The 11,775-nt window shown below is 46.3% G+C and carries 10 protein-coding genes and 1 pseudogene; 10 read left to right on the top strand and 1 reads right to left on the bottom strand.

Translation table 11 applies throughout. From position 1 onward, the window contains the following. Positions 1-161 (top strand): annotated as a pseudogene (locus AWV70_RS23405) (response regulator); the annotation flags it as partial. A 61-nt stretch (positions 162-222) separates the two neighbouring features. On the opposite strand, the gene AWV70_RS08450 reads toward AWV70_RS23405, so the two are convergent. Then, entirely contained in the window at positions 223-1,509 is a 1,287-nt protein-coding gene (locus AWV70_RS08450; RefSeq protein WP_060206106.1) for a replication-associated recombination protein A, read from the bottom strand. Positions 1,510-1,652: 143 nt separating this feature from the next. Here AWV70_RS08450 and cymR point away from each other — a divergent pair, with 143 nt between their 5' ends. The 9 genes from cymR to AWV70_RS08405 all read left to right on the top strand — a co-directional run bounded on the left by cymR (position 1,653) and on the right by AWV70_RS08405 (position 11,710). After that, positions 1,653-2,072 carry a cysteine metabolism transcriptional regulator CymR gene (cymR, locus tag AWV70_RS08445; protein ID WP_060206104.1) on the top strand — a complete coding sequence of 140 codons (420 nt, stop codon included), beginning with the start codon at positions 1,653-1,655 and terminating at the stop codon, positions 2,070-2,072. 25 nt (positions 2,073-2,097) lie between these two features. Beyond that, complete coding sequence (locus AWV70_RS08440; protein WP_060206102.1) at positions 2,098-3,240, top strand: cysteine desulfurase family protein; 1,143 nt, start codon at positions 2,098-2,100, stop codon at positions 3,238-3,240. 21 nt (positions 3,241-3,261) lie between these two features. Next, a complete protein-coding gene (mnmA, locus tag AWV70_RS08435; protein WP_060206100.1) occupies positions 3,262-4,386 on the top strand; it encodes a tRNA 2-thiouridine(34) synthase MnmA in 1,125 nt (374 codons plus the stop codon). Positions 4,387-4,397: 11 nt separating this feature from the next. Further along, positions 4,398-5,051 carry a tetratricopeptide repeat protein gene (locus tag AWV70_RS08430; RefSeq protein ID WP_060206098.1) on the top strand — a complete coding sequence of 218 codons (654 nt, stop codon included), beginning with the start codon at positions 4,398-4,400 and terminating at the stop codon, positions 5,049-5,051. Between the two features lie 36 nt (positions 5,052-5,087). Continuing rightward, positions 5,088-7,541 carry an ATP-dependent RecD-like DNA helicase gene (locus AWV70_RS08425; protein WP_060206096.1) on the top strand — a complete coding sequence of 818 codons (2,454 nt, stop codon included), beginning with the start codon at positions 5,088-5,090 and terminating at the stop codon, positions 7,539-7,541. 460 nt (positions 7,542-8,001) lie between these two features. Then, positions 8,002-10,635, top strand: a complete 2,634-nt coding sequence (alaS, locus tag AWV70_RS08420) for an alanine--tRNA ligase (RefSeq protein ID WP_060206094.1) — start codon at positions 8,002-8,004, stop codon at positions 10,633-10,635. Positions 10,636-10,716: 81 nt separating this feature from the next. Next, positions 10,717-10,989 (top strand): IreB family regulatory phosphoprotein, encoded by a 273-nt coding sequence (locus AWV70_RS08415; protein ID WP_060206092.1) that lies wholly within the window; start codon positions 10,717-10,719, stop codon positions 10,987-10,989. Continuing rightward, complete coding sequence (gene ruvX, locus AWV70_RS08410; protein WP_060206090.1) at positions 10,986-11,405, top strand: Holliday junction resolvase RuvX; 420 nt, start codon at positions 10,986-10,988, stop codon at positions 11,403-11,405. The genes AWV70_RS08415 and ruvX overlap by 4 nt, the downstream gene beginning before the upstream one ends. 11 nt (positions 11,406-11,416) lie before the next feature. Further along, the gene (locus AWV70_RS08405; RefSeq protein WP_060206088.1) at positions 11,417-11,710 is read left to right on the top strand and encodes a DUF1292 domain-containing protein; all 294 of its coding nucleotides are present in this window, start codon (positions 11,417-11,419) and stop codon (positions 11,708-11,710) included. Positions 11,711-11,775 lie beyond the last annotated feature (65 nt).

The raw sequence follows: 11,775 nt of genomic DNA, 5'->3' as shown, positions 1-11,775 counted from the left end.
TCCGTGCGAACAAAGATTTGGCAATGCTTCCGGTTATCATCTTTTCATCATTGATCACGGACGAATTGAAACATAAAGGAATCAGTGTTGGCGCGAATGATCAAGTTAGCAAACCTGAAATTGCGGAACTCGTATTGAAAATGGATCAGTTTATTCTTTAATAGAAGAGCACCTCCTCGATTTTTGAGGAAGTGCTCTTCTTAGTTGACCGTGAATGTAGATCTATTTATCTTTCCTGAATTCCTTCAGCCGTTCGTAAATCCCCGCAAGCCTTTTCTCTTCGCCGGCAAGGACGGGCTCATAGTATTCCTCTTGCTTAATTTTATCCGGCAAATATTGCTGGTTCACCCAGCCGCCGAATGAACCGATCGGTGTGTCATGAGGGTAACGGTATCCTCCATGCCCGAGCTCCGCAGCTCCTGCATAATGGGTATCCCTTAGGTGAAGCGGGATGTCCCCTGTTTTCCCTTCGTTGATCGCTTTTACGGCAGCGTCTACCGCCTTATAAGCAGAATTTGATTTGGAAGCGAGGCACATCTCAATGACCGCATTTGCAAGCGGAATGCGCGCTTCCGGCATTCCTAGCCGGACAGCTGCCTCGGTTGCGGCGAGCACATGGGGACCCACTTCGGGTGCGGCTAACCCAATATCTTCATAAGCCATGACGAGAAGGCGGCGGGACACCGCAATCAGGTCGCCGGTTTCAAGCAGATTAGCCAAATAGAAGATGGCAGCATTCACGTCGCTGCCTCGTACCGATTTCTGCAATGCGGAAAGCAGATTATAGTGATGGGACCCTTTTTTATCCCCGACAAGACCGATTCTTCCGATCAAATTATCGATCAACCAATCTTCAACAACGACTTTTCCATCTTCCTCGTCACTTGCAGAAATGATGGATTCCAATAATGTGAGCGCTTTTCGCGCATCTCCATTCACCCCTTCTGCAATTTTCCGGATTTGGCTATCAGTCATTTCAATCGTCATTTTGCCAAGACCGCGATCTTCATCATGCAAGGAGCGTTCAAGCAAATTAACCAGATCTTCAGGCTCCAGCCGTTGCAATTGAAGGATTTCTCCGCAACGTGACCTGATAGCCGGATTCACATCGTGAAAAGGGTTTTCCGTCGTCGCACCGATCAGCACGATGGAACCTTTTTCGACATGGGGCAACAGTGTGTCTTGCTGCAGTTTATTGAAACGATGGATTTCATCGAGGAACAAGATGACTTTCCCTGTAATTCGCGCTTCGGCAACAACTTCTTCAACATCCTTTTTTCCTGATACAGTTGCATTCAACGCGATGAACGGCAAGTGGCTCGTACCTGCAATCGCATATGCCATTGAAGTTTTTCCGATTCCGGGCTCGCCGTATAACAGCATGGAAGGGACATGCCCTTTGTTGATCATACGGTAGAGGGCGGTATCCTCACCGATGATATGTCGCTGTCCAACAACTTCGTCTATGTTTTTTGGTCTCATCCGAAATGCTAGTGGTTCATTCTTCATGCTAATCACTCCCCCGTACATCCGTTCCACTATTATACACAACGTGAAGGCGGAAGTCATTTGAAGGAAGCAAGGGAGCAGTTATGCTATAATATTTTGAAGTGTAATGATGAAATACGGAGCGAAAAGGACGTTGGTTATATATGAGGATTTCTACGAAAGGCCGCTATGGGCTGACTGTAGTTGTGGAACTTGGAAAGAAGTTTGGGGAAGGGCCTTTGCCATTGCGAAAAATCGCGGAAGAGCATAACTTGTCAGAAGCATATTTAGAGCAGCTCATCCCTGCATTGCGGAATAGCGGAATCGTGAAAAGCGTCCGTGGTGCATACGGAGGCTATAAACTAGCAAAGTCACCGGGTGAAATCACTGCAGGAGACGTGATCAGATTACTCGAAGGACCTATCCAAGTCGTAGAGGGGATTGATGGCGACAAGGTTCCCCAACAGTCATTATGGAACCGTATCGGCGACGCCATTCGCGAAGTGTTGGATACTACGACAATTAAAGATTTGGTGGAATCGGACGAATCCACTGATCTCGATGGATATATGTTCTATATTTGAAGTTAAACATTAAAGGAGTTTTATTATGGAAACGATATATTTGGATCATGCCGCCACAACGCCAATCCATCCGGAAGTGAGCGCTGTATATGTGAAAGCGATGGATACAGTTTTCGGCAATCCTTCAAGCATCCATAGCTTTGGACGGACATCCCGTAAATTGCTGGATGATGCTCGCAAAGCGATAGCGGAAGCGCTCCATGCCGAACCAAATGAAATCATCTTTACATCCGGCGGTACGGAAGCCGATAATGTAGCCATTTTTGGTACTGCCTCTGCAATGAAGGAGAAAGGGAACCATATTATTACGACTGCGGTTGAACATCATGCGGTTTTGAATTCATGCAAAGAGCTGGAGAAAAACGGCTATCACGTCACTTATTTGCCAGTCGATGTGAACGGGCGGATTACTGCCAGACAAGTGGCCGAGGCGCTTACCGACCAAACGGTGCTCGTCACGGTCATGTATGGCAACAATGAAGTTGGCACCATCCAACCGATCAAAGAAATCGGCGAAGTCGTAAAAGACCATCAGGCGATTTTCCATACCGATGCCGTCCAAGCATTCGGAATTATGGAGTTGGATGTGCATGAACTGCAAGTCGATCTTCTCAGCGCCTCTGCGCATAAATTGAATGGTCCAAAAGGGGTCGGTTTTCTATACCAACGAAAAGGGCTCCAGACAACACCGCTCCAAGTTGGCGGTGAACAAGAGCGAAAAAGGAGAGCAGGAACTGAAAATGTACCTGCAATCGCAGGCTTTGCACAAGCTGTAAAAATAGCTCGAATTGAAATGGAAGAAAATCATCGGAAGTATGATCGATATAAAACGATCTTGACGGAAGTATTTCACCAAGAAGGAATTGATTTCGAAGTGAATGCGGATATAGTCGATCGTCTGCCGCATGTAGTGAACATCAGCTTCCCGGGAACTGAAATTGAATCATTGCTCGTCAATATGGATATGGCCGGTCTCGCAGTATCGAGTGGATCTGCATGCACCGCTGGATCACTCGAGCCGTCGCATGTGTTATCAGCGATGTGGGGAAGCGATTCGCCGAAATTGCGGAACTCGGTACGGTTCAGTTTCGGTTTTGGGCTGGACGAACAGTTGGTCCGAGAAGCTGCTACGAAAACGGCGCAAATCATCAAGCGGCTTGTGAAATGAAATGATAAAGGATGAATACGTATGAGAACTGCAAATAAACCAATAGCCGAAACACGGGTAGTCATCGGGATGTCCGGTGGAGTGGATTCATCTGTCGCTGCTCTTTTATTAAAAGAGCAAGGGTATGATGTTATCGGTATTTTTATGAAAAACTGGGATGATACCGATGAATTCGGTGTTTGCACAGCAACCGAAGACTATGAAGACGTCATCAGTGTATGCAACGAAATCGGTATTCCGTATTATGCTGTCAATTTCGAACAGCAATATTGGGACAAAGTCTTCACGTACTTCCTTGAGGAATATAAAGCAGGTAGAACCCCGAATCCGGATGTGATGTGCAATAAGGAAATAAAATTCAAGGCATTCCTTGATCATGCAATGAGCCTCGGCGCAGATTTCTTGGCGACCGGACATTATGCGCAAGTCGTCGAAACTGAACAAGGCGTAGCGATGCTCAGAGGGAAAGATGAAAACAAGGACCAGACATACTTCCTCAATCAGTTATCGCAAGAGCAATTGCAAAAGGTCATGTTCCCGATCGGTGGCCTCGATAAGCCTGAAGTGAGACAAATTGCTGAACGCGCTGGGCTAACGACTGCGAAGAAAAAAGACTCTACAGGCATTTGCTTTATTGGGGAAAGGAATTTCAAAGAATTCCTAGGACAGTATTTGCCTGCTCAGCCGGGAGATATGAAAACGATGGACGGGAAAATAGTAGGAAAGCATGATGGCCTCATGTATTACACAATCGGCCAACGCCATGGATTAGGAATCGGCGGTGCTGGCGACCCGTGGTTCGTTATAGGGAAAGACCTGAAAGAGAACTCATTGCTCGTCGGTCAAGGATTTCATCATGATGCGCTTTATTCCGATAGCTTGACTGCCATTAACATCGGATTTGCAACTGCACGCACTTTGCCAAACACTTTTGAATGCACGGCAAAGTTCCGCTATCGCCAACCTGATACGAAAGTGACCGTTGAACTGACAGGGGACGGAAATGCGATTGTCACATTTGCTGAACCTGTCCGAGCAATCACTCCGGGGCAGGCAGTCGTATTCTATGACGGCGAAGAATGTCTAGGCGGGGGAACAATCGATAAAGTCATAAAAAATGGTATGCAACTAGATTATGTAGGATGAGAGGAAACAATATGGAATACAATGAAATGGGAATCAAGGCCCTCCAAGAAGGAGCATATGAAAAGGCAATCGAAGCCTTCATGAAAGCTGCGGAGGAGGAGCCGGAAAATCCGGTCGGATACATCAACCTCGGGAATGTCTTTGCTTCCGCCGGCGATACAGAGCGGGCGGAGCGATTTTTTCAAAAGGCGATCAGTTTGGATGAAAATGCAGGTTCCGCACTGTATGGATTGGGCAATCTCTATTTTACAAACGAGAGATTCGAAGAGGCTGCGATCGTTTATGAAAAAGCAGTGCGTGCCGGATTGAATGAAGCTGACGCTTTTTTCATGCTCGGTAAAAGCTTGAAACAGACGGGAAAATCCAAGCTTGCATTGCCGTACTATCAAAGGGCTGCGGAATTAGCCCCGGAGGATCTTGAAATCCGGTTGGCATACGGAATTCTATTAGCTGAATTGGAACTCTTTGAAGAAGCGGGGAAAGAACTGTCGTTTGTCCTAGAAAAAGACGAAGAGAATGCTGATGCCCACTACAATTTAGGCGTGCTGTATGCAGTCTCAACGGATCGGAAGGATGATGCACTTTTCCATTTGGAGAAGGCATTCACGTTTGAACCGGAACATACGCAAGCGCGATATATTTACGATATGATTAAATTAGGGTAATTATCAAAATGGCGGATACGTAAGGTGGTGATCAGAATGGCTGGTGGACAAGGGAATAATGAGGCGATTTTCATTGTTGGACGACCTGTTGTCACTATTTTCCACAATCCTGGTAATCTATTTTCTATCGTGAAAATGAAAATAAGCAAAACGAATAGCGGCTATGAGGATAAGGAAATCGTCATTAAAGGGAATTTTCCTCCCTTGGCGAACGAAGATGACTACAGACTGACCGGCAGGCTTGTCAATCATGCGACGTATGGAAAACAGTTCGATGTCCATACGTTCACGAAAGAAATGCCTGAAACCGAAACGGGAATCGTCCATTACTTATCCGGAGACCTATTTCCTGGAATCGGAAGGAAAACTGCCGACACCATCGTGAAAACGTTAGGTAAGGATGCCATTAAGCAAATTCTAGAAAATCCTGATGTGCTTGATCGGGTTCCGAAGCTATCGGAAGAGCGGAAGGAGACCCTCGTCACTGTTCTTCAGGAAAATCTCGGCTTGGAACGAAGCATGGTTCAGTTGAATGAATGGGGATTCGGTCCCCAGCTTTCGATGCGAATTTACCAGACGTATCGGGAAGAAGTCATCGAGCTGCTGAAAGAGAATCCGTACAGGCTGATCGAAGACGTAGAGGGAGTCGGTTTCCAACGCGCGGATGAATTGGGGAGACAGTTAGGGATTACAGGAAAGCATCCTTCCAGGGTGAAAGCTGCGATTCTCCACACGATGAACCAAGGAGTCCAGTCTGCTGGACATGTCTATTTAGAGGCAGAGGCGGTATTGCCTGAAGTGAAACGTTTGTTGGAATCGAGTCAAACCGAAGAGGTGCCTTATAACCACATTTCCAAATGCGTGATGGAATTGGTTGAGGAGAGTAAGCTTTGCGGTGAAGGTAGAAAGCTATATATACCCTCGCTTTATTTTTCGGAAATTGGCATCGCCTCTAAAATGGAAAGGATTATGGAAAATGATCTTTCCGACAAATTTCCAGTTTCGGAAATCCGCAAGGCGATCGGTGAAGCGGAGGAGAGGCTTGGGGTCAATTATGCTGAAACCCAAGTTGCAGCAATCGAAAAAGCACTCCATTCACCTGCGATGATTTTAACAGGGGGTCCTGGAACAGGAAAGACGACCGTCATCCGCGGTTTAGTGGAAGTGTATGCCGAGCTGCATGGTCTGTCGCTTGATCCGAAAGTGTATGTGGAAAAAGAGGAAACTTTTCCGATCGTTTTGGCGGCCCCTACGGGTAGAGCAGCGAAAAGGATGTCCGAATCAACCGGTTTGCCCGCAATGACCATCCACAGGCTTCTCGGCTTCAATGGCCAAGAAAAGGAAGATGCAATCGGCAAGGAAGTGGAAGGTCGGCTCATCATCATCGACGAAATGTCCATGGTCGATACATGGCTTGCCCACCAGCTTTTGAAAGCATTGCATGATGAAATCCAAGTGCTTTTCGTCGGAGACCAAGACCAGCTTCCGCCTGTAGGACCCGGTCAAGTGTTAAAAGACATGCTTGAATCCGGAAAGATTCCAGTCGTGGAACTGACCGAAATTTATCGTCAGAGCGCCGGTTCGACAATCATCGAAATGGCGCATATGATTAAAAATGCAGAATGGACAGATGACATTACTCGCAAAACGACAGATCGCTCTTTCATTAAGGCGAGTGGTGACCAAATCCTCAAAGTAGTGGAACAAGTCGTGAAAAACGCCATTTCGAAAGGCCATCACATTAAAAATATCCAAGTGCTTGCTCCGATGTACAAAGGGCCAGCCGGCATCGATGGATTGAACAAGATGATCCAGCAGATGGTCAATCCCCCGGGACCCGACCGGAAAGAAGTCGCCTTTGGGGAAGTCGTCTATCGGATCGGCGACAAAGTGCTGCAGCTTGTCAATCAACCTGAAAGCAATGTGTTCAACGGCGATATGGGTGAAGTCATTTCCATCATCAAGGCGAAGGAAACCATTGATAAAAAGGAAATGATGATTGTTTCCTACGACGGAATTGAAGTGGAATATGAGCGTAATGATCTGAATCAAATCACGCTCGCCTATTGTTGTTCGATTCACAAATCCCAAGGAAGCGAATTTCCGATCGTTGTCATGCCGGTCGTAAGAGGATACAGGAAAATGCTCAGGAGAAACCTTTTGTACACAGGAATAACTAGAGCCAAGAATTTCCTGATCTTATGCGGCGAACCGGAAGAATTCAAAATCGGCATTAACCGGACGGATGAGCTGGAACGGCAGACGACATTGAAAGACCGTTTGCGGAAGGAATCCACTATCGAAAACCATGAAGAAACCGAGGAGACTTCAGAAGTTCAGGAGCGACAGTCCGAGCTTATTGAATGTGGTAGCACGTCACCGCAAAAACCGAAAAAACATAAGCTGACAATGGAGACGATCCTCGGAATCGATCCGATGATCGGCATGCAAGGTGTAACACCCTATGATTTTTTGGAGGCGATGGATTGACACGGGGACTTCCTTTCCCTATAATCCAAAGTATCATAGAAAAACCGATGACGGAGAAAGTACGCTTACCGCCGTGTTCAGAAAGGGATCCCGAGGCTGCAAGGATTCCCATGGCCGTTTGCCGGAAAGCTACTCCTGAGAGCAACTAACACTTGCCGTTAGCCACGTTAAGGCTTCTTGAGATATCGGCTTACTGCCGATAAATTAGGGTGGTACCACGAAAAATCTTCGTCCCTTGTACAGGGGCGGGGATTTTTTATTTTTTCTTTATTTTTCTTTATTTATTGAAATGAAAGTTTTAATGTTGAGGATTGGAGCGGAAGCCGGCGACTCCTGCGGTAAAGCGAGACAGGGGAGACCCCGGAAGGAGCAAAGCGACTGAGGAGGATCACCGCTCGCCCGCGGAAAGCGTCCGGCTGTAGCGGGAATCCAGCAACTTGATTATTAAGGAGGATTAACATTGAAAAAATTAACAGCATCTGAAATTAGAAAAATGTTTCTGGATTACTTCGAAGAGCACGGCCATAGCATAGAGCCATCAGCACCCTTAGTTCCAATTGACGATCCATCACTTCTTTGGATCAACAGCGGAGTCGCTACACTAAAAAAGTATTTTGACGGACGTGTTGTCCCGACAAATCCGCGAATCGTGAATGCGCAAAAATCAATTCGAACGAACGACATCGAAAATGTAGGCAGAACTGCTCGCCACCATACATTCTTCGAAATGCTCGGGAACTTCTCAATTGGTGATTACTTCAAAGAAGAAGCGATCATTCGCGCATGGGATTTCTTGACGAATGAAAAGTGGATCGGTTTCAATCCCGAATTGCTTTCTGTCACAGTTCACCCGGAAGATAATGAAGCATACAACATTTGGAAAGACAAAATCGGCATTCCCGAAGAACGCATCATCCGTCTGGAAGGGAACTTCTGGGATATCGGGGAAGGCCCAAGCGGCCCGAACTCTGAAATCTTCTACGACCGCGGTCCTGCTTTCGGCGATGATTTCTCTGATCCGGAATTATATCCAGGTGGCGAAAACGACCGTTATTTGGAAATTTGGAACTTAGTGTTCTCCGAGTTCAACCATAACCCAGATCATACGTACACGCCGCTTCCAAAGAAAAACATCGATACAGGGATGGGGCTGGAGCGGATGGCTTCTGTCATCCAGGAAGTGCCTACGAACTTCGACACGGATCTTTTCATGCCGATCATCCATTCAGTAGAAAAAGTGTCAGGTGAGAAGTACGGCGAAGACGATGTGAAAGACACGGCATTCAAAGTGATCGCAGATCATATCCGGACTGTAGCGTTCGCAATCGGCGACGGCGCATTGCCTTCCAATGAAGGCAGAGGATATGTCCTCAGAAGACTTCTGCGCCGTGCTGTCCGATTCGCAAAACAATTAGGCATAAATAAACCATTCATGTATGAACTCGTCCCTGTCGTCGGGGAAGTAATGCAAGATTTCTATCCACAAGTTAACGAAAAAGAAGCATTCATCATGAAAGTCATTAAGAATGAGGAAGAACGGTTCCACGAAACGTTGAATGAGGGAATGACGATTTTGAATGGCGTCATCGAAAACGCGAAAGCTACCGGCAGCACAATCGTATCCGGAGCTGATGCATTCAAGCTTTATGATACGTATGGTTTTCCTTTTGAGCTGACAGAGGAATTTGCGGAGGAAGCGGGCGTCACAGTAGATCGGGCCGGATTTGATGAAGAAATGGATAACCAACGGAAACGCGCAAGAGCGGCACGACTTGATGTCGATTCGATGCATGTCCAATCGGAAGTGCTTGGCAATATCCATGAAAAGAGCGAATTCATCGGTTATGATCAATTATCCAGTGAAACTAAAATCATTGCTCTCTTGTATAATGGTGAATTGGTTGCACATGCTTCGGAAGGTGATGAAATCCAGTTCATGCTTGAACAGACACCTTTCTACGCGGAAAGCGGCGGACAGATCGCCGATATAGGAACTGTTTCTGGCGATGCTTTCATCATCGATGTGAAAGATGTCAAAAAGGCGCCGAATGGTCAGCACTTGCATACAGCGGTTGTCCGTTCAGGTGAAATTGATTACAAGGCGACAGTGACTGCAGTTGTGGATGCGGAATCCCGTAAAATGACAATTAAAAACCATACGGCTACACATCTTCTTCACCAAGCTTTGAAAACGGTCCTCGGTGAGCATGTCAACCAGGCAGGTTCCTACGTCGGTCCTGACCGTCTGCGTTTTGACTTCTCCCATTTTGGTCAGGTGACGAAAGAAGAGCTGGAAAATATCGAAGAAATCGTCAATGAAAAGATTTGGGCGGATATTCCTGTCCAAATTGAACAAAAAGCCATCGATGAGGCAAAAGAAATGGGAGCAATGGCTTTATTCGGTGAGAAATACGGCGATATCGTCCGTGTCGTTTCAGTCGGTGATTATTCAATCGAATTATGCGGTGGCTGCCATGTGCAGGCTACTTCAACGATCGGACTCTTTAAGATTGAATCGGAAGGCGGCATTGGTGCGGGAACGAGAAGGATTGAGGCGGTTACAGGTCAAGAGGCTTATCGTTCATTCAAACAGGAAGAAGCCCTGCTAACCGCATCTGCAGCTTTATTGAAATCCAACCCGAAAGATCTTGTTACGAAAGTAAGCTCCTTCTTATCGGAGATGAAAGAGCTTCAACGTGAAAACGAATCGCTCTCCGCGAAGCTTGGTAACAGTCAGCTTTCGGATATTCTTGCAACAGCACAACAGATTGACGATGTGACAGTTCTTTCCGCAAGAGTGGATGTGAAAGACAATAATGCACTGAGGCAAATGGTTGATGAATTGAAGCAGAAAGTTAGTAAAGGTGTAATCGTCCTTGGAGCTGCTTCTGATGAAAAAGTTTTATTGGCAGCAGGAGTGACGGAAGATTTGAAAAATGGAAACTTCCATGCAGGAAAAATCGTCAATCATGTAGCGTCTCTTTGTGGGGGTAAGGGCGGAGGGCGTCCTGACATGGCGATGGCAGGTGCGAAGGATACTTCTAAACTTGATGAAGCTCTTCATTCCGTGTATGATTATGTCAAATCCGTTTAAGCGGAAATGGATGTCGGGTATAGAGTAAGTGGGAAAGGTATCCGATTTGCAAACGGACGATTGGAAAGCGGGGTGTCGACTATGAATTCATACGACAAGACGATGAAATTCAACTTTCCTGAAGAATCGATGGAGCAAGAAGTGAAGCAGGTCATGCTCCATGTGCACAAAGCATTGGAAGACAAGGGCTATAATCCCATCAACCAAATTGTCGGTTACCTCTTATCGGGCGACCCGGCTTACATTCCTCGCCATTATGAAGCGCGTAACCTTATCAGGAAATTGGAGAGGGATGAAATTCTTGAGGAACTCGTGAAGTTTTATATCCGTGAAAACGGAGGTAAGACGAATTGAGGGTAATGGGATTGGACGTTGGATCCAAAACAGTCGGTATAGCAATAAGCGATGCCCTTGGGTGGACAGCCCAAGGCATCGAAACGATTAAAATCGATGAAAGTGCCGGCCAATTTGGCATGTCCAGAATTCAGGAACTTGTAACTGAATACGCTGTCACCTCTTTCGTTGTCGGATATCCGAAAAACATGAATAACTCCATTGGTCCAAGAGGGGAAGCATCCGAAAAGTTTGCTGACATGTTGAAAGAGGCGTTTGGACTGCCGGTAAGCTTATGGGATGAGCGTTTAACAACGATGGCGGCAGAGCGCATGTTGATTGATGCTGATGTCAGCAGAAAAAAAAGAAAGACGGTCATCGACAAGATGGCGGCAGTCATGATACTTCAAGGGTATCTTGATTCAAAAAATAGATGAGGTGAATAATAATGGAACATGGACAAGAAACAATGACAGTTGTAGACGAGCACGGTGAGGAGCATGTGTGTGAGGTGATCTTCACATTCGATTCGGAGGATTTCGGAAAATCATATGTCCTTTATCATATTTTAGGCGAAGAAGAAGTGGGCGACGATGAGGAAGTGGAAATTCACGCTTCTGCTTTCATCCCATCTGAAGATAACGAAGACGGAGAACTATTACCGATTGAGACTGATGAAGAGTGGGACATGATTGAAGAGATGCTGAACACTTTCCTTGCTGAAGACGAGGACGAAGAATAATCCATATGTGCACGGACGGAATGGTGCAGGCCATTCCGTCTTTTCACTGCCATGGACCTTTTTTA

It is taken from the genome of Sporosarcina koreensis (genome assembly GCF_001531445.1).
GTDB lineage: Bacteria > Bacillota > Bacilli > Bacillales_A > Planococcaceae > Sporosarcina > Sporosarcina koreensis_C.
Note: the sequence above shows the minus strand (reverse complement) of the source record. Positions and strands in the feature narration are given on the sequence as shown.